The following is a 17,560-nucleotide window of genomic DNA, read 5'->3' on the forward strand; positions in this document are numbered from 1 at the left end:
TCATGCGCCGTTCGGTGCGGTCACGGTGGGTTCAGCGCCCACCGGGAAGTTGACCGAGTTGGCGATGAAGCACATCCGGTGGGCTTCGTGATGGAGTTCGGTGGCCTCACCGACCTGCTCTGGGTCGGTGATGGCCACCTCCGGCCGTAACGTGACCTCGGTGAAAACCCCGCTGCCTTCGGCGTTCTCGCTCATCGTCCCCGACGGACGATCACGGTAGGCGGTCACGGTGATGCCGTCGCGGGCGCACAACGCCAGGTACCACAGCATGTGGCACTGCGACAGGCTGACCACGAGTAGCTCCTCGGGGTTCCAGCGCTGCGGGTCGCCCCGGAAGGCCGGATCGGCGCTGCCCGCGATCACCGGCTTGCCCGGCTCGACACCCGTCACGTCGTGGTCGCGGGCATAGTCGCGGTAACCACTGGTCCCCGACCCCGTGTTACCGGTCCAGGTGACCACTGCCTCGTATCGGTGCGTCCGGTTCGCCATGCGCGCGACGGTATCAACTGACGGCGACGTCTTCGCGGTACACCATTGACACATTGGCACGGATAACTAGACTTTGTGCCATGTCTATTGGCAGCGCGGCCGACACAGACGTAGTACGACCGCAAGTGCTCGCTGATTTCCGCAGGCACTCCGGCAGCATCCTGGGCGGCGCCTTCGGTGCCGCGGCGTTCGACGAAGTGGCCCTGGTTCCCGTGGCCGCGGCGGTGGACCGCAGCGGCCGCTTCGAACGCAACTTCCTCGATCGCGGTGTGCGCAGCGGTTTTTCGGCATTCCTGGCCATCTGGGGTGACGCCGAGGACCGTGCCGCCGAGGGCCGCCGGCTACAGACCATGCACCGTGATGTCCGCGGGCACGGCAAGGACGATTTTGCCGACGTCCGCTACAGCGCGCTGAACCCGCAGCTGTGGAACTGGATCGCGATCAGCGGGATCTTCGTCGTCCTGCGCTCGTTCACCCCGGCGACGGGCATCACGATGAACGCTGCCGAGCACGAGGCCGCCTACGCCCAACTGCTCGACGCGTTTCGCTCCCTCGAACTCCCGGGCGCCTCGGCGAAGCTGCCGCAGACCTATGCCGAGGCCACCTGCTACTACGACGACATGGTGGAAAACCAGTTGTCGGACAACGAATTCCTGAGCCGGGTGACCGACGGGCTGACCCGGTTGCCGTTACCCACGCTGCTGCTCCCCGCACCCCTGCGGGCAGCGCTCACGCCGCCCTGGATGGTGGTTCGGCCGCTCGCCGGCCGGGTGATCAAGGTGTGCTCATTCGGAATCATGCATCCGGGGGTCCGCGAGCTCACCGGGTTCCACTGGCAATCCCGCCACGACCGCGAATTCGCCGTGTACACCCGGTTACTCCAGCTCGCCTGGCGCCTCCTGCCGGACCGCCTCCTGCTGGTGCCGCTGGCCTACAACCGGCTGCAATACGAGAAGCTGGTGCGCCTGCACCGGTCGGTGGGTCTGGATTCCTTCGCACCGCTGGGCTGCCCGGCGGCGGGCTGACACACTGGTATCGATGCCCCGCAGCAACGCCAGCCAGTCCGAACAGGAAGACGCCATCCTCAAGGCCGCCGCCGAGGAGGTGTCGCTCGTCGGGTTGGGCCGCGCCAGCCTCGATGTCATCGCCAAACAGGCCGGGGTCAGTCGCCGCACGCTCTACCGCCGGTTTCCCACCCGCGATGCCTTGATCACCGAACTCGGCCGGCGCACCTTCGACCTGGCGATGGACCGGTTGCACACCGTCGCAATCGATTCGGGCCCCAGCGAGGCCGCGGTCGCCGCCTTCTGCGAGGGCCTGCGGCTCCTGACCACCGAGCCGTTGATGCGCCGATTCCTGCGGCTGGACACCGATTTCACCGCGGTGGCCGGCGCGTACCACGAGGCCACGGTGTTTCTGCGCCATGCCTCGACCGCGATGGCGAAGGCGCTGCGGGCGGCCGGTGCCACCATGCCCGATGACGAGTTGCTCGCCGTGGCCGAACTGCACATCCGCCTGGCCTGCTCACTGGCCCAGGTGCCCTCGCCGGTGCTCGATGTCAACGACGACGCGGCGGTTCGCGCCTACGCGCGTCTGCATCTGGCACCGCTGGTGCACTAGCCCCGTCCGCTCGACTTCGGCCGACCCCGCAGCCCGACAGTCGCCGCGCGGACCGCGGCGGTGATCGCCTCGACCATCGGACTGTCCAGCTTCCAACACTGCCAGTACAACGGCACGTCCAGATACTGGTCGGTGATCCGGACGAAGGCGTCGTCGACGAGTTCCTCGGGATACATTCCCCAGCCCAGGCCTGCCCGTACCGCGGCGCCGAAGCCCTCCGCGGTCGGAATGTAATGCGTCGGCCTGACGATGTCCTTGCGGAACACTTTGCGCACCAACCGGTCCTGCAGGGCATCGTCCCGATTCCAGGCCAGTGACGGCGCCACCGACGCGGCCTCGCGGGTGAATCCGGCGGGCAGATGACGACGCACGTACTGCGCACTGGCCACCGGTACGTAGCGCATCGCCCCCAGTGGATACACCCGACAGCCCGGTACCGGCCGTCGCTCGGTGGTGACCGCGCCCATCACCACGCCTTCCCGTAACAGCCGTGCCGAAAGATCCTGATCCTCGATCCTGATGTCGAACAGGAACTCCGAGGCGCGGGTGAACACCCCGGTGAACCACGTCGCCATCGAATCGGCGTTGACCGCCAGCGCGATCCTGGTGCGCTGTGCCGACCCGCCACCCATCTCCGCGAGGGCCTCGGACTCCAGCAATGCCGTCTGCGCCGCCAGCCGCAGCAGCGGGATACCGGCAGATGTTGCGGTGCAAGGCTTTTCGCGCACCACGAGGACCTGACCGAGGCGTTGTTCGAGGGCCTTGATGCGTTGACTGACCGCCGACGGCGTCACATGCAGCCGCTGGGCGGCCGCATCGAAACTACCCAGCTCGACCACTGCGGCGAAAGCAGCCAGCTGGTGGCCGTCGATCTGCACGTGACGATCCTAATCGCGTCACGCTCACCTGGTCCCATGGTCGGTGCAGTTCTCCTACCACGGTCGTACGTCAAGATCAGAGCGCAGCGCGATGCGTCCTGACCTGCAGGCTTCATAGCGTCGAACCATGACACGAGCACAGCGTTCCCCCGCGATCTCGATAGCGAATTCGATGACAGGCGTCGCCCGTGGATGGTCCGGGAACGACGCCCTCGTCGCCCGGCCGGCCGGGTGGCGGCGCGCGATCGCCGCGATCCGCGCGGCACTGGCGGCCGCGCCACGTCCGCAGTGGAAACAGCCCTACTACCCACCGTTGCGGGAAGGTTTCATCGAGGACGCCGCGATGGCCCGAGAGATGTGGCGACTCTGAGGTGTTTGCGGGTTGCGAACATCCGGCCCCGAAAAATCCAACCCTGGTAGGAGGCGCGGCACCCGCTTGACCTTCTACGATCACACCATGCTCGGTGGCATCGCACGCGACATACGGGCGCACGTGCGCCGGCGGGGTAACGCCCTGCCGGTGGGCTACAACTGGGCCATCGTGTTGTCGTTCGACGCCACGGTGATCGGGGTCGGTGTGGTCGCCATGCTGCAGCGGCCGGGCGCAGACGCGCCTGCGGGCCTGCTGGCGCTGGCGGTCTGCGTCGCCCCGTTCGCGTTGTTCTACCTTGCCGGCATCGAGTTCAAGGCGCCGATCGTGTGGGCCACCTGGTCCGTCGGCGCGGCGGTGTTGTTGTTCGCCACCGCCACTCCCGTGGCCAATGATTTCGCTCCCCTGATCGCCGTGCTGATGGTCGGTGAGGTTGCTTCGCTGACCGGGGTATGGGGTGGATTTCTGGCATCGCTGTCGGGTGCCACCCTGCTGCTGATCGCCGCGGCACAGCACCGCCTCGACGCCCTGCCGCTCTACCTTGGCATCCTCGGGATGGGTTGGTTGGTCGGCTATCTCGTCCACACCCAACAGCAACTCATGCGGCAACAACACGAATCGCAGGCCGCGCTGGCCCGGCACGCCGCGGCCGACGAGCGCCGGCGGATCGCCCGCGAGGTGCACGACGTCATCGCGCACTCGCTCAGTGTGACCCTGCTGCATGTGACCGGCGCGCGGCGCGGGCTCCAACAGGACCGCGACATCGACGACGCCGTCGAGGCGTTGGAGCAGGCCGAACGGTTGGGCCGGCAAGCCATGGCCGACATCCGCCGTACGGTCGGGCTGCTCGACGGCGCCCCGATGGGAATGGCGCCTGAACCCGGGGTCGACGACATCGCAGGGCTACTGGACGATTTCGTTCGTGCCGGCTTGAACGTTCGTCACGAGGTCACCGGCCGCACCGAGGCCGTCACGCCCGCCGTCGGCCTGGCGTTGTACCGCATCGCCCAGGAGTCGTTGGCCAACATCGCCAAACACGCGCACGACGCAGAAGCCACTGTGCTCCTGCGCATTTCCCGCACGTCGGCGACGCTGACCGTCAGCAACCGGCTCCCGGTACCCGCCCTCGCCGGACAGCGCGACCTCGGCAGAGAAGGCCGCGGCGTGCGCGGCATGCGTCAGCGCGTCGAACTGCTCGGGGGCATCATCAGCGTCGGCCCCGACGACCACGGATGGTCGGTGCGCACGAACATCCCGTTGGACGACACCGATCAGGCACCTCGCGGGTGCCCCTTCGGGTCATGACCGGCCCGGCCACCGACGTCGCCGTAGTGCTGGTCGACGATCAGGATCTGGTGCGCTCCGGTCTGCGGCGGATCCTGCGGCGCAAAGACGGTTTCGCGATCGTCGCGGAATGTGCCGACGGGGACGAGGTTCCCGACGCCGTCGCTGCGCACCGCCCCGATGTCGTGGTGATGGATCTGCGGATGAAACGGGTCGACGGGATCGAGGCCACCCGCCAACTGACCGCCGACGGCGGACCTCCCGTGCTCGCACTGACCACCTTCAACGACGACGAGTTGCTCTCGGGTGCCCTGCGCGCCGGAGCCAGCGGATTCGTCCTCAAGGACTCCTCGGCCGAAGAGTTGATCCGGGCGGTGCGCGCCGTGGCCCAGGGCGACAGCTATCTCGACCCCGCGGTGACCGCCCGGGTGCTCAGCACCTACCGCAAATCGGCCGAGCCCCGCCGCAGCGCTGCCGTCGGTGATCTCACCGCGCGCGAACTCGACGTGTTGACGTTGATCGCCAAGGGACGGTCGAACACGGAGATCGCCGAGGAGCTGAGCATCTCCGGACTCACGGTCAAGAGCCACATCGGCCACATCTTCATCAAGCTCGACCTCCGTGACCGCGCCGCCGCGATCATCCACGCCTACGACACCGGACTGGTCGCACCTCAGTGATCGGGTTCACACCGTCCTTGTAAGGTAGATAGCCAGTCGTAGTTGTTGTACAACCTGCGCAAACGTGACGAGCAGCCGAGTGCGGCGCATTGACCGAGGGGGAACCATGAACGAAGTGCTGGCCCGCGCCGGCATCTTCCAAGGGGTGTCGCCCGATGCCGTGGCCGCGCTCGTCAAGCAGTTGGAGCCGGTGACGTTCCGCCGCGGCCAGGTGGTGTTCGTCGAGGGCGAGCCCGGTGACACGTTGTACATCATCACCGCAGGCAAGGTGAAGATCGGCCGCAAGTCCGCCGACGGACGCGACAGCCTGATCACGCTGATGGGCCCGTCGGACATGTTCGGCGAGTTGGCGATCTTCGATCCCGGCCCGCGCACGTCGACGGTGACCGCGCTGACCGAGGTGAAAACGGTCGTGATGAGCCGGGTGGTGCTGCGGGGGTGGATCGCCGATCGGCCCGAGATCGCCGAGCAGCTGTTGCGCGTGCTGGCCCGGCGGTTGCGTCGCACCAATGACAATTTGTCCGACCTCATCTTCACCGATGTGCCGGGCCGGGTGGCCAAGCAGCTGCTCTACCTCGCGCAGCGGTTCGGCAGCCGGGACGGCACCGCGCTACGGGTCGATCACGAGCTGACCCAGGAAGAGATCGCCCAGCTGGTGGGGTCCTCGCGCGAGACCGTCAACAAGGCGCTGTCGGACTTCGCCCAGCGCGGTTGGATCCGGGTCCAGGGCCGCAGCATTCTGATCGACAACGCCGAGCGGTTGGCCAAACGCGCACACTGAGAACGTGAGCAGCCATACATTGTTAGTGCCCTAACTATTAGGCTACTTTCTGAGGATGACCACGGCGTCTGCCGCTCCTCCCATCCCGGCGAATGAGGCCGACCCGCTCGCCCTCGAGCGCCAGGTGTGCTTCGCGCTGGCCGTCAGCAACCGAGCCGTGTTGGCCGTGTACCGCCCGCTGCTCGAACCCCTCGGCCTGACCCATCCGCAATACCTCGTGATGCTGGCGCTGTGGGATCACCTGCGGTCCGACGCCGGAGGCACCCCGCCGCTGTCGGTCAAGCAGATCGCCGCCGCCTTGCAGCTCGATTCGGCGACGCTGTCCCCGATGCTCAAACGGCTCGAAACTCTCGGCCTGCTCACCCGCAGCCGCCGGGCCGGCGATGAGCGTGCGACCGACGTCGTCCTCACCGAAGCCGGCGTCGCCCTGCGCGAGCGGGCATTGGCCATCCCGCCGGCCGTCGTCGCGCGGCTGGGCGTCGACCTCGCCGAACTCGAAGAACTGCACCGAGTGCTGACCCGCATCAATTCGGCCGCGCTTGCGGCCAACTCGCTCACCGACTGACAACAGGAGCCCTCATGGCCGGCCAGAAAACCAAGGACCGCCCCAATCCCTTTCAGTACCTCGCGTATTGCTACGGCAAGCGGCTGCCGGATTCGATGCGTGACTGGGTCGCTCACGACCTCGCCGATCACGGCGCGGTGCGCCGACACCTCATCCGGATGGCGATCCCGCCGCTGTTCGTGCTCGCGCCGCTGTGGCTGCTGCCCGCCTCCCTGTACGTCCACATCGAGATGACCGTGCCGATCTACATCTGGGCCATCTTGATGGCGCTCGCGCTCAACAAGATCTGGCGACGGCACCGGCTGGCCCAGCACGGCCTGGACCCCAACCTGGTCGACGAGATCAAGTACAAGAAGAACCAGCGGATGCACGAGGACTACGTCCGGCGGTTCGGACCACGCCCGGAATCCTCGAAGTACCAGTCCAACAGCAGTCCGTTCTAGCGTTCAGCCTGGCCATACCCCTTGCATGCAAGCTTGCATGCAAGGGGTATGGTGGTTTTCCGTGGATGAGAAGTCGAGCAACAGCCAACGCGTCTACCGGATGACCAAGGACCAGATCCTGTCCGGGGAAGTCCGCGGCGGCCAGCTGCTCAGCGAAGTAGAGGTGGCCACGCAGCTCGGCGTCAGCCGCACGCCGGTGCACGAGGCGTTTCTGCGGCTGGCCGCCGAGGACTTCCTCGATCTGGTGCCCCGTCGCGGCGCCGTCGTCGTCCCCGTCTCCGCCCAGGAGGCCACCGACCTGCTGGAGATGCGCCTGGCGTTGGAGACCGCGGCGGTGCGCCGCCTCTGCCGGACACCGGAATCGATCGATGCGCTGTTCGGTGAACTGACCGAGTTGGTCGAGCGGCAGCGGCACGGCGCGGCGATCGGTGACGCCGATCAGTTCGCCGCCGCCGACGATGCCTTTCACCGCCGGATCGTCCAGGTCGCGGGCAACACCATCGCCGGGCGCTTCTACGGTTCGCTCAGCGACCGGCAGCGTCGGATGATGGCCGACGCCGCCCGTTCGGACTCCGCGCGGCTGACCGAACTGATCGGCGAACATGCCGAGTTGGCCGACACCATCGGCCGGCGTGATGTGGCCGGTTTCGAGGCGGCACTGCTGGCCCATTTGGAAGCCACCTACCGGGTGGTGCTGGCATGACCGCTGTCGCAACAGAATTCGAGTACCACGCGCCACAACGGCACCGCATGCCGCCGTGGCTCGCGGTGGCCATCGCGGTCTTCTGCATCGGGTGGGGCGGAAACCAGTTCACCCCACTGCTGATCGCCTATGCGCAGCATTCGGGCTACACGCGGGTCGATGTCGACATCTTGCTGGGCGCCTACGTGCTCGGCCTGATCCCGGGCCTGTTGATCGCCTCGACACTGTCAGATCGCCACGGTCGGCGAAATGTCATGGCCGCCGGCGTGATCAGTGCTGCCCTGGGCAGCGTGGTCCTGGCGATCGGCGATTACTGGGGCTTTGGGCCCCTGTTCGTCGGCCGGCTGTTCAGCGGCGTGGCCGTCGGGATCGCGATGGCAGTGGGCTCGGCCTGGATCGCCGAACTGTCCCGACCGCCCTATGACGACGCGTCTTCCGGTGCCGGTGCCCGTCGCGCGTCGATCTGCCTGTCGTTGGGCTTCGGGGTCGGGCCGCTGTGCGCGGGGCTGCTCACCGTGTACGCGCCGCTGCCGCTCGTGCTGACGTACCTCGTGCACGCTGCGCTGTGCGTGCCGGTGCTGTGGGCGGTGTGGAATCGCACCGTCGAGACGCGCGTCCATACAACCGACCGACCGTTCCTCGACGGCCTCAAAGTGCCCGCAGCCGCACACCGCCGGTTCCTGCATGTCGTTGTGCCCATGGCGCCGTGGATCTTTGGCTCAGCGGCCGTCGCCTACGCCGTGGTGCCGGCTCTGGTCGCCGATCGGCTCGGCTCCTGGGCACTGCTCTACACCGTGGGACTGACCGTGCTGACGCTGGGCTGCGGCGTGCTGATCCAACCGGTCGCACGACGCCTCGACGACGTCTCCAGCTCGCGCGCCGTGGTGGTGTCGATGGCCTTGATGACGCTGGGCATCTTCGCCGCGGTGGCCACCGCCGTCACCGGATCGCCAATCATCGCCGCACTCGTGGCGATGCTGCTCGGCAGCGCGTACGGCATCGCGATCGTCTCGGGACTCCTTGAAATCCAACGCATCTCACCGCCCGACGAGCTGGCCGGCATCTCCGGGGTGTACTACTCGCTGGCCTATCTGGGGTTCCTGCTGCCGGCGGTGTTGGCCGCGCTGGCGCACTGGTTCAGCTACCCGGTGATGCTCTCCGCGGTCGGGGTGTTGGCGGTTGTCTGCACCGCGGTCTGTGCGTCGGGATGGGCCAAACACCTGTCGCCGCGCACACCCGCCCGCCGGGTGAGGTAATCGATCTGCAGATAGATCGCGTAGAGCACCAGCGGCGGCAGGACGATGAAGGGGACGTTCTCGCCGATGAACTTGAAACAGAAGCCGAACGCACCTTGCCCGATGTTCTCGAACCCCGCGCCCACCTCGCTCAGAAAGTAGACCGCGGTGCTGCTCGTCAGTACCGCGATGCCGGCGAACGCCACCCACAGGCACCGGATTCGCGACTCGACGGACAGGTTTGAGCGCACGAGCCTGGTCCACATCACGAACACGGTCGCCCCGGTGGTCACGCCCACGACCTCCAGCGCGAAGATCCACGGATTGCCGCTGACGTAGCGGGTGTCGGCCAGACCGTACTGCCACCACAGCCACTTCCATCCGGGGTCGTCGGTGGGTGCCCACAGCCCGAGGGGATGTCCGATCAGGAACACCAACTCGTAGCCGATCTGGCTTCCGGCGGTGAAGGGAATGTAGAACAGCGTGAGTTCCGCTGCCTTGCTGACGCGGGTGCGCGTCTCCCCCGGCGCGCTCCACAGGATCACGAACGGCAACAACATGACCGGGATACCGAAGACCAGGTTGGCAATGACGTCCACCGTGAACGTGGGCGGGATGAGATGCACGCTGACCGCGACGGTCAGGAGCACGAACATCGCGCCGACGAACAAGCCGGTGGCGGTGTAGATCCGCAGCCGGTGTGGGGCCCACGGCTTGGCGAAGTCGATGTCAGGGTCGAGCACCGTCGTCATCGCAGCCACCTTCGTCAATGTCAACTACTTGTGATTGTGGGCAGCCTATACCGCGGCGCCGTCGGGTCACGGGTTATTACGTGTCAGGCTCCCGGCGCCGGGCTACCGTCGGTCTGGTGACGGCGTCAGGATCGCGACTCACCCGGCTGCGCGCCGTCGGCACCGTGTTGCTCATGCTTACCGCGGTCACGTCATGCGGACAGCCGACGCCCCCACCGTCAGCCACAAACGCACCGGTGACGACAACGACCACCACGACCGCTGCGGCCACGACGGAAGCCGTCGTCCCCGGTGCAGGTGATTTCACGGCGATCCCCCGGCTCGTCGACGACGCCATCGCCGCACATCGGTTGCCCGGCGCGGTCATCCAGATCGGGCATGCCGGCCACATCGTCTTCCGGCAGGCGTTCGGCTCGCGCAAACTGCCCGGCGAGCCCGGCCTCGACGGGGTGCCGGCGCCCGCGGAGCCGATGACCGAGGACACGATCTTCGATCTGGCCTCGTTGTCGAAGAGCATCGCGACGACGACGGCGTTCATGCAGCTCTACGATCAGGGCAAGGTGCAGCTCGATGAACCCGTGCAGACCTACCTGCCGGACTTCAATCCGACCGGTGACCCGCGTCGCGCGCAGGTCACGATTCGGATGGTGCTCACCCACACCTCAGGCATCGCAGGTGATTTGAGCCTGGACGGCCCGTGGGGTCTCGACAAGGCCGACAAAGCCGAGGGAATTCACCGCGCGCTCGGGGCGTGGGTGGTGTTCGAACCTGGCGAGCAGTTCCACTATTCCGATATCGGCTTCATCCTGATCGGCGCGATCATCGAGAAGATCACGGGCCAAACGCTGGACACCTATGTGCAGGGCAACGTCTTCACACCACTCGGCATGACCGACACGCATTACCTTCCCGCGGCCAAAGCCTGTGGGCCGCATCAGATCCGGGGCAACGCAATCGCCTTCGATCCGCACGCAGCCGAGGCCGAGGAGTGTCCGTCGGGCACGTGGAGCACCGATCTGCTGCGACGCGTCGCACCGACCGCGCTCGACGAGGACACCCCGGGCCTCAACCCCGACTACGGATATCCGCTTCGCGGCACCGTGCACGACCCGACGGCGCGCCGCATGGGCGGGGTGGCCGGCAGCGCCGGGGTGTTCTCGACAGTCGACGACCTGGGCCGGTTCGCCCGCGCCCTGCTCGATCGTCGTGCCGGCCGGCCGAGCCCGTTTCCGCTGAAACAGCCGACCGTGGAGTTGATGACGACGCCCCAGCAGCCCGGGCATACCAAGGATCTACGGGGCTTCGGCTGGGATATCGACACCGCTCATTCCGCGCCGCGCGGGCAGATCTTCCCGATCGGGAGTTTCGGCCACACCGGCTTCACCGGGGTCACGCTGTGGATGGATCCGGGGTCGGACACGTACGTGGTCGTCTTGGCGAATGTGATACATCAGCGCGGCGGCCCGCCGATCGTCGGGTTGAGCGGTGACATCGCCACCGAGGCCGCCCGGGCGCTGCATCTGTACGGCCACTGAACGCCGGGTCAGTACTTGCGATCGCCTTCACTGTCATCGAAGAACGCCCAGTCACCGTCGGCCGAGAGCACCTCCATGCGCCAGCCCAGCTCGGGCTCGGCCTTCTGGTCGACAAACCAGGCGTGGGCGTCGTCGGCGCTCTCGATGTCCTTCGTGTCGACGACTTCGCCCTTGGGATTGAGAACTCGATAGGTAGCCATCTCGTAGGCGTTCCCTCAGACCCGTCGTTCGAATCACCGCACGCGCGGATAGAGGCCGGCCAGGGCGGGTAGTCAACGGCCATGTCCAGCGCAGACAAGTCCCGTGACAAGGCGCCCGACGAGGCCAAGGAACCTCCGGGCCCGGCCGATCACGGGCGCGAAGGTGGGATGGCCACGCGAGAGATCGCGCCGGAGCTCACCGAACCTGGCGATCGCGACGACTCCGGCTGAGCGCAGCGGTGATGTGATCGGCCACGAGCTCGGCTGTCTGAAGTGTCTCGGCATCCTCGGCCGGTGCGTACCGATCGGCGGCCGCGTCGTATCGAGCCCCCGCGATCGTGGCGTGGTCGGCCGGCAGCTCCACGAGGCGGGCGGGCCAGCCGACGTGCTCGAGGTCCGCGGCGAACGTGCGGCTCACGGTTATCGGCACCACGTCGTCGTTGACGCCGTGCAGCAGAGTGAAGGGTGCGCCGATGTGCTCGGCGGAAAGGCTCGGGCCCAGCTGCTGACCCGAGATCGGATCGGCGACCATGAAGGCACCGGCCAGGCATACCGTGTGGGAGACCTCGACCCCGAGATGGGTGGCGTGAACGGTCAGTCCGGCGGCCGCGGCACCGCCCATCGACCACCCCACCACGGCGAGACGTTCTGAGCCGGTGCCCCACGAACAGGCGTATTCGACCGACCGCAGCAGGTCGGCGCGGCCACGGTCGTCAGCGTGGGAATTCCAATCGGGGACGACGACGCCGAATCCGCGCCCGGCGATCAGCTCGGCCAACGGCCGCAGGGCCGCGCGGGAATCGGTCTGCATGCCGTGCCACATCAACACCGCGGGCGCCGCGGCGTCACCGAACACATCGGCCGCCCGCCCCGGCGCATACTGCACGGTCATACCCACGGCGAATGGCGCCGATCAGGCGCAGTCGACGCAGACCGGGTTGTCCGCACCGCCGCGGGCCAGGCGATGGCTGTGCTGCACCAGAAAACAGCTCGAACAGGTGAACTCGTCGGCCTGCTTGGGCACCACCCGAACGGTGAACTCTTCACCGGAAAGGTCGGCACCGGGAAGTTCGAAGTCGTCGAGGGCGTCGGCCTCGTCGACGTCGATCACCGCGGTCGCGGCGTCGTTTCCTCGACCGGCCAGCGCTTCCAAGGACTCATCGACGGAATCCTCGGTGTCCTTCTGGCGGGGTGCGTCGTAGTCGGTGGGCATTTGTCGTCCTCTCGGTCGCTGCTGGGTCTTGACCCAACGTCGGCGATCGGAGGTTCATTCCCACGCGGCCGCAGCGTGAAACCCGTCAGTCGACTTTCGGGCAGTAGAACTGCGGGCTGTTGCGGTATTCGACCGGCGGCAGGTTACGCGCCGGGGTCTGCACCAGGGGCGCGTCCACCGGAAGCCGGCCGGATGCGCGATCCAGCGCCGATCGTTTGCGCGGATGCATCAGTGCCCGCTTGGGGCCGTACTTGGAGACCAGCGTGATGACGTTGCACAGGCGGTCGTGCCACCACTGCTGGCGCGGAGACCAGGTGTAGCCCATCAGTTCGCGCACCGGCTCGTCATAGAGCGCCACGGTCATGAATGTCAGGAAACGCTGCATGACCTTGAGGTTCAGCGCCCACAGCCAATCCTGGATCCATTCCAGCGACGGATGCTTGGGCATGGTCGAAAGGTCCATCACCTCGCGGGCCGCCCAATTGTTCTCCAGGACGTTGCGGCACATGTGGTCCCAGTACTCCTGGAATGCTTCCCAGCTCTCGGGCACGGGCCGCATGCTCATGCCGTACATGCGGTACCACGTGACGTGCTCGTCGAACAGTTGCCGCTTGTCGGCCTCGGTCAGGCCACCGGCGAATTTCTCGGCGGCGAGCAGGGTCGATTTGAAGAATGTCGCGTGCGCCCAATAGAAGACGTCGGGGTTCAGCGCGCTGTACCGGCGGCCCTGGTCGTCGACGCCTTTGATACCGAGGTGGTAGTCACGCACCTCGGCGCCCGTCTGCGGCGCACGGTAACCGTCGAACACCACCCCACCGATCGGGTAGATCGACCGCATCAGCCGCGGGATGCGCTCCAGGAAGAAGATCGAGTGCTCTTTGACCGCGGCGCCCAGCTGCGGATGCATGTTCTGCATCGAGCCGGCCCAGGTGCCCTGGAACAGGCCCGTCCATTGACCGAAGTACTTCCAGGTCAGCGAGTCGGGGCCGAGAGGAACCGGAGGCGCGTCATAGCCGCCGGAACTCACCGGGCACCCCGCACTCATCACCGCATCGTCGGCCGCCGGGCAGGTATCCGACATTTCTTGTGTCACGGGCGCGCACTCCAGTCAGGTCGACCATTTGGACAACACATGTTGTCATTAGCGAGTGTAGGAGTCCGCGGCAGTGCGGTCAACGATGGTGTGGCCCCCGGGCTTCGCCACCGATCTCTACGCGAGGGTCGTTTACCTGGCCGATCAACGACCCTGACGTAAGAAACCGCGCGCCGATCAGCCAGCAGCCGGCTCCATCGCCCGCTGCTCGGCCAGCACCAGCTGTCGTCGGATCAAATACAACGGAAACGCCACGCTCACGGCGATGACACCACTGAGCACCACATAGATCCACACCTTCGGAATTCCGATCCGGCGGGCCTCGACGACCATGAACACGATGGCCGCCAGAGCGAACAGCATCAGGTCGTTGGTGAGCGAGGACGACCCGTAGTTGGCGTAGCCACTGCGGAAGAAGTCGATCAGACTCGTACTTTCGGAGCGGAAGAACGCGATGTTGTTCCACCAGGTCGCGATCAGTGCCACGACTGCCACCACGGCGTAGACGGCGCACAGAATTTTGTCGTTTCGCGTCAGCACGCACCGAACTTATGACGTCAGACGGCGCTGCCGGGGCCATTTGTCCGATCAGAGGTGAGTGAGTACTCTCTCACCGTGCCGTCCGGACGTGACCGACTCTTGGCCACAGCGTTGAAGCTGTTCGCCGCCAAGGGCTACGCCGCGACGTCAGTGGCCGAGATCCAACAGGCCGCCGGACTGGCGCCGGGATCGGGTGCGCTCTACAAACATTTCGGCTCCAAGCGCGAACTGCTGGAGGCCGCGGTCGCCCACCGGATCGACGGCATCGTGGCCGCCCGCGAGCAGTACGACGCCGGTCGGCCCGAGAACGCCGAAGAGGCCGTCCGCAGCGCCGGACAGTTGATCTGGGCGAACCTGACCGAGAGCGAGGAGCTGCTGCGGGTCATGCTGCGCGAGCCCGACGAACTCGGCGAACTCGACGAGAAGACCTGGCAGGTCATCACCGACAACGCCTATCAACGGTTCGCCGACGAACTCATCGCCGCCAACCGCGCCGGCCGCACCAAGATCCCCGACCCCGAAGCCACCGCCGCCGTCGCGATCTCCGCACTGTCGTATGCCGCGACGCTACGGGCACTGACCGGCCGCTTCCCCGGCAACGTCGACCACGACCGCTTCTTCCAATCCTGGGTCGCCCAGACCGTCAGCATGATCGAACAACACCGCCCGTAAACCGCCATCCACCAACCCTTTTCAGGAGCCGATGTGACGTTTTCCCTGCAGCTGAGCGACGACGTGATCGAGGTGCGCGACTGGGTGCACCAGTTCGCCGCCGAGGTGGTGCGCCCCGCCGCCGCGGAATGGGACGAGCGCGAGGAAACCCCGTGGCCGGTCATCCAGGAGGCCGCCAAGGTGGGGCTGTACTCTCCCGAGCTGTTCGCCCAGCAGGCCACCGAACCCTCCGGCCTGGGCATGCTGACGGTATTCGAGGAGTTGTTCTGGGGTGACGCCGGTATCGCGCTGTCGATCCTGGGCACCGGCCTGGCCGCAGCGGCCTTGGCGGGCAATGGAACTCCGGAACAGGTCGGCCAGTGGCTGCTGCCGATGTTCGGCACCGCCGATGAGCCCAAGCTCGGCGCCTTCTGTTCGTCCGAACCCGACGCGGGTTCGGATGTCGGCGCCATCCGCACCCGGGCTCGCTTCGACGAGGCCACCCGCGAGTGGGTGCTCAACGGCACCAAGACCTGGGCCACCAACGGCGGCATCGCCGACGTCCACATCGTGGTGGCCTCGGTGTATCCCGAGCTCGGCTCCCGCGGTCAGGCCACCTTCATCGTCCCGCCGGGCACCCATGGGCTGTCCCAGGGCCAGAAGTTCAAGAAGCACGGCATCCGGGCCTCGCACACCGCCGAAGTGGTGCTCGACAACGTCCGGCTGTCCGAGGACCTGATCCTGGGCGGGCGGGACAAGTTCGAGGCGCGGATCGCGCGGGTGAAGTCCGGCGCCTCGGCCGGTGGGCAGGCTGCGATGAAGACGTTCGAACGCACCCGGCCCACCGTCGGCGCGATGGCGGTCGGCGTGGCCCGGGCCGCCTACGAGTACGCCCTGGACTACGCCTGCCAGCGTGAGCAATTCGGCCGCAAGATCGGCGAATTCCAGGCCGTCGCGTTCAAGCTCGCCGACATGAAGAGCCGCATCGACGCCGCCCGGATGCTGGTCTGGCGCGCGGGCTGGATGGCCCGCAACAACCAGCCCTTCGACAACGCCGAGGGTTCGATGGCCAAGCTGGTGGCCAGTGAGACCGCGGTCTACGTGACCGACGAGGCGATCCAGATCCTCGGCGGCAACGGCTACACCCGCGATTACCCGGTGGAGCGGATGCACCGCGACGCGAAGATCTTCACGATCTTCGAGGGCACCAGTGAGATCCAACGGCTGGTGATCTCCCGGGCGCTCACCGGGTTGTCGATCCGGTAGGCGGTCCGATAGTCGGTCCGGCGGCTATTTCCCGGTGCGCTCGCGGTGCTTGCACCCGGGCCAGCAGCACGGCCGCCGCTGTCCTTCCTCCAGCTCCTCCTGGGTGCGGCGGATCCGCCGCTCCCGGGTGGCCTGCTGTTTGGCGTCGTCGACCCAGCAGATGAACTCGTTGCGCGCCAGCGGCGTGATGTCTTTCCACGCTGCCAACGCCGTCGAGTTTCCGATCAGGGCCTCACGCAGATCCGCCGGCAACTTGTGGACCACCCCGCCGGGCACGCGTTGACCAGTCATGGAGTCAGCGTAGGTGGCATATCTCAGCAACACACTTGCGACACGACATTGCCCTTACCGTGACCTTAAGACGGTCTTATTTTTCTTAGAGTTGGTGTACGGTAGGGGCTCAGGGCGGTTGTGAGCACGGGCACACCACCGTGTTTCCCAGGTCGAATCCACGACCGGCCGCCTCGGCAGTGACGGAAGGAACCCGACATGCAGCCTGCAGCAGCCACCCGGATCGCCCTGGTCACCGGCGCTTCGCGCGGTATCGGCGCCGACGTCGCACAGCGCCTCGCCGGTCCCGACACTCACGTCGTCGTCAACTACCGGGAGAAGGCCAACCGCGCCGACGAGGTCGTCGACGCCATCCACCGGGCCGGCGGTCGCGCCTCCACGATCGGGGCCGACATCTCCGATGAATCGGCCGCGGCCGCGATGATCGAGCAGATCGGTCGGGAGTTCGGCCGGCTCGATGCCCTGGTGCTCAATGCCTCGACCGGGCTGGGCCTCGGCGTCGATCCGGGATACGCGATGCGGCTCAACCGCGACGCCCAGCGCCGGCTGGCCAAGCTGGCGCTGCCCTTGATGCCGGCCGGCGGGCAGATCGTGTTCGTCACCAGCCACCAGGCCCACTTCTTCCCCAACAAGGCGGTGCCGAAGGGTTACGCGGCGGTCGCCGCCAGCAAGCGGGCCGGAGAGACCGCGCTGTATGCGATGCGCCCCGAATTCGACCGCCGCGGAATCGATTTCACGGTGGTCTCCGGTGAAGTGCTGTCCGACCGGCAGCTGGCCACCGCGATCGCCCATGCCGCCTCGGCGCCGTACCCGTCGGGGATCGTCTACGTCGGGGGTCCGCACTACCTGGCCCAGATGTCGGCCTGACGCCGACGCCCGTTTCACACCACCGCTTTCCACACCAGGGCGGCTCCGACGCGCCGGGCACGACCCCGCGGTAGAAATCGACGCGCACCAGAGGGTTCACAACG

At 66.9% G+C, this 17,560-nt stretch carries 24 protein-coding genes; 15 read left to right on the top strand and 9 right to left on the bottom strand.

Features of this window, described 5'->3' with window-relative positions; all coding sequences use genetic code 11:
* Entirely contained in the window at nt 1-489 is a 489-nt protein-coding gene (locus tag A5740_RS21770; RefSeq protein ID WP_076197479.1) for an OsmC family protein, read from the bottom strand.
* An 80-nt stretch (nt 490-569) separates the two neighbouring features.
* Here A5740_RS21770 and A5740_RS21775 point away from each other — a divergent pair, with 80 nt between their 5' ends.
* Both A5740_RS21775 and A5740_RS21780 read left to right on the top strand, forming a co-directional pair.
* A complete protein-coding gene (locus A5740_RS21775; protein ID WP_076197481.1) occupies nt 570-1,514 on the top strand; it encodes an oxygenase MpaB family protein in 945 nt (314 codons plus the stop codon).
* Nucleotides 1,515-1,527: 13 nt separating this feature from the next.
* Complete coding sequence (locus tag A5740_RS21780) at nt 1,528-2,109, top strand: TetR/AcrR family transcriptional regulator (RefSeq protein WP_076197483.1); 582 nt, start codon at nt 1,528-1,530, stop codon at nt 2,107-2,109.
* Here the strand turns inward: A5740_RS21780 and A5740_RS21785 are convergent.
* Nucleotides 2,106-2,987, bottom strand: a complete 882-nt coding sequence (locus A5740_RS21785) for a LysR family transcriptional regulator ArgP (protein ID WP_076197485.1) — start codon at nt 2,985-2,987, stop codon at nt 2,106-2,108. The two genes, A5740_RS21780 and A5740_RS21785, sit on opposite strands and share 4 nt — an antisense overlap.
* 127 nt (nt 2,988-3,114) lie before the next feature.
* Between A5740_RS21785 and A5740_RS21790 the strand changes: the two genes are divergently transcribed.
* From A5740_RS21790 to A5740_RS21825, 8 genes are all read left to right on the top strand, one after another.
* Nucleotides 3,115-3,357, top strand: a complete 243-nt coding sequence (locus tag A5740_RS21790) for a hypothetical protein (RefSeq protein WP_139335286.1) — start codon at nt 3,115-3,117, stop codon at nt 3,355-3,357.
* Nucleotides 3,358-3,444: 87 nt separating this feature from the next.
* Nucleotides 3,445-4,662 carry a histidine kinase gene (locus A5740_RS21795; protein WP_076197712.1) on the top strand — a complete coding sequence of 406 codons (1,218 nt, stop codon included), beginning with the start codon at nt 3,445-3,447 and terminating at the stop codon, nt 4,660-4,662.
* On the top strand, nt 4,659-5,321 hold the full coding sequence (locus A5740_RS21800; RefSeq protein ID WP_076197489.1) for a response regulator transcription factor: 663 nt from the start codon (nt 4,659-4,661) through the stop codon (nt 5,319-5,321). Before A5740_RS21795 ends, A5740_RS21800 begins: the two co-directional genes overlap by 4 nt.
* Nucleotides 5,322-5,427: 106 nt before the next feature.
* Nucleotides 5,428-6,102, top strand: coding sequence for a Crp/Fnr family transcriptional regulator (locus A5740_RS21805; RefSeq protein WP_076197491.1), 675 nt, complete (start codon nt 5,428-5,430; stop codon nt 6,100-6,102).
* A gap of 55 nt (nt 6,103-6,157) precedes the next feature.
* Entirely contained in the window at nt 6,158-6,667 is a 510-nt protein-coding gene (locus A5740_RS21810; protein WP_076197493.1) for a MarR family winged helix-turn-helix transcriptional regulator, read from the top strand.
* Between the two features lie 14 nt (nt 6,668-6,681).
* Nucleotides 6,682-7,110: a DUF5313 domain-containing protein gene (locus A5740_RS21815; RefSeq protein ID WP_076197495.1), complete on the top strand. Its 429-nt coding sequence runs from the start codon at nt 6,682-6,684 to the stop codon at nt 7,108-7,110.
* Nucleotides 7,111-7,171: 61 nt separating this feature from the next.
* Entirely contained in the window at nt 7,172-7,813 is a 642-nt protein-coding gene (locus tag A5740_RS21820) for a GntR family transcriptional regulator (protein WP_254849290.1), read from the top strand.
* Nucleotides 7,810-9,069, top strand: a complete 1,260-nt coding sequence (locus A5740_RS21825; protein ID WP_076197499.1) for an MFS transporter — start codon at nt 7,810-7,812, stop codon at nt 9,067-9,069. The genes A5740_RS21820 and A5740_RS21825 overlap by 4 nt, the downstream gene beginning before the upstream one ends.
* Here the strand turns inward: A5740_RS21825 and A5740_RS21830 are convergent.
* The gene (locus tag A5740_RS21830) at nt 8,955-9,800 is read right to left on the bottom strand and encodes an emopamil-binding protein (RefSeq protein ID WP_139335287.1); all 846 of its coding nucleotides are present in this window, start codon (nt 9,798-9,800) and stop codon (nt 8,955-8,957) included. The genes A5740_RS21825 and A5740_RS21830 overlap by 115 nt on opposite strands.
* Before the next feature lie 116 nt (nt 9,801-9,916).
* Here A5740_RS21830 and A5740_RS21835 point away from each other — a divergent pair, with 116 nt between their 5' ends.
* Nucleotides 9,917-11,335: a serine hydrolase gene (locus A5740_RS21835; RefSeq protein WP_076197501.1), complete on the top strand. Its 1,419-nt coding sequence runs from the start codon at nt 9,917-9,919 to the stop codon at nt 11,333-11,335.
* 8 nt (nt 11,336-11,343) lie between these two features.
* On the opposite strand, the gene A5740_RS21840 is transcribed toward A5740_RS21835, so the two are convergent.
* Entirely contained in the window at nt 11,344-11,535 is a 192-nt protein-coding gene (locus tag A5740_RS21840) for a hypothetical protein (RefSeq protein WP_039313160.1), read from the bottom strand.
* Nucleotides 11,536-11,616: 81 nt separating this feature from the next.
* On the opposite strand from A5740_RS21840, the gene A5740_RS28825 reads away from it, so the two are divergent.
* A complete protein-coding gene (locus A5740_RS28825) occupies nt 11,617-11,766 on the top strand; it encodes a hypothetical protein (RefSeq protein ID WP_175616319.1) in 150 nt (49 codons plus the stop codon).
* On the opposite strand, the gene A5740_RS21845 is transcribed toward A5740_RS28825, so the two are convergent.
* The 4 genes from A5740_RS21845 to A5740_RS21860 all read right to left on the bottom strand — a co-directional run bounded on the left by A5740_RS21845 (nt 11,732) and on the right by A5740_RS21860 (nt 14,381).
* The gene (locus tag A5740_RS21845) at nt 11,732-12,427 is read right to left on the bottom strand and encodes a S9 family peptidase (RefSeq protein WP_076197503.1); all 696 of its coding nucleotides are present in this window, start codon (nt 12,425-12,427) and stop codon (nt 11,732-11,734) included. The two genes, A5740_RS28825 and A5740_RS21845, sit on opposite strands and share 35 nt — an antisense overlap.
* A 21-nt stretch (nt 12,428-12,448) precedes the next feature.
* Nucleotides 12,449-12,748, bottom strand: a complete 300-nt coding sequence (locus tag A5740_RS21850) for a DUF4193 domain-containing protein (protein ID WP_076197505.1) — start codon at nt 12,746-12,748, stop codon at nt 12,449-12,451.
* A gap of 85 nt (nt 12,749-12,833) precedes the next feature.
* Nucleotides 12,834-13,829, bottom strand: coding sequence for an oxygenase MpaB family protein (locus A5740_RS21855; RefSeq protein ID WP_076197507.1), 996 nt, complete (start codon nt 13,827-13,829; stop codon nt 12,834-12,836).
* A 189-nt stretch (nt 13,830-14,018) separates the two neighbouring features.
* Entirely contained in the window at nt 14,019-14,381 is a 363-nt protein-coding gene (locus A5740_RS21860; protein ID WP_254849291.1) for a DUF2834 domain-containing protein, read from the bottom strand.
* A gap of 75 nt (nt 14,382-14,456) precedes the next feature.
* Between A5740_RS21860 and A5740_RS21865 the strand changes: the two genes are divergently transcribed.
* Together A5740_RS21865 and A5740_RS21870 are read left to right on the top strand one after the other, a co-directional pair.
* A complete protein-coding gene (locus A5740_RS21865) occupies nt 14,457-15,053 on the top strand; it encodes a TetR/AcrR family transcriptional regulator (RefSeq protein WP_139335289.1) in 597 nt (198 codons plus the stop codon).
* Between the two features lie 33 nt (nt 15,054-15,086).
* The gene (locus A5740_RS21870; RefSeq protein WP_076197511.1) at nt 15,087-16,298 is read left to right on the top strand and encodes an acyl-CoA dehydrogenase family protein; all 1,212 of its coding nucleotides are present in this window, start codon (nt 15,087-15,089) and stop codon (nt 16,296-16,298) included.
* A gap of 24 nt (nt 16,299-16,322) precedes the next feature.
* Here the strand turns inward: A5740_RS21870 and A5740_RS21875 are convergent, their stop codons facing one another.
* Entirely contained in the window at nt 16,323-16,589 is a 267-nt protein-coding gene (locus A5740_RS21875; RefSeq protein WP_076197513.1) for a YdeI/OmpD-associated family protein, read from the bottom strand.
* Nucleotides 16,590-16,787: 198 nt separating this feature from the next.
* Between A5740_RS21875 and A5740_RS21880 the strand changes: the two genes are divergently transcribed.
* Nucleotides 16,788-17,456 carry an SDR family oxidoreductase gene (locus A5740_RS21880; protein ID WP_076197515.1) on the top strand — a complete coding sequence of 223 codons (669 nt, stop codon included), beginning with the start codon at nt 16,788-16,790 and terminating at the stop codon, nt 17,454-17,456.
* Nucleotides 17,457-17,560 lie beyond the last annotated feature (104 nt).

Origin of the sequence: Mycobacterium sp. GA-1841 (genome assembly GCF_001954135.1) — a bacterium.
Taxonomy (GTDB): domain Bacteria; phylum Actinomycetota; class Actinomycetes; order Mycobacteriales; family Mycobacteriaceae; genus Mycobacterium.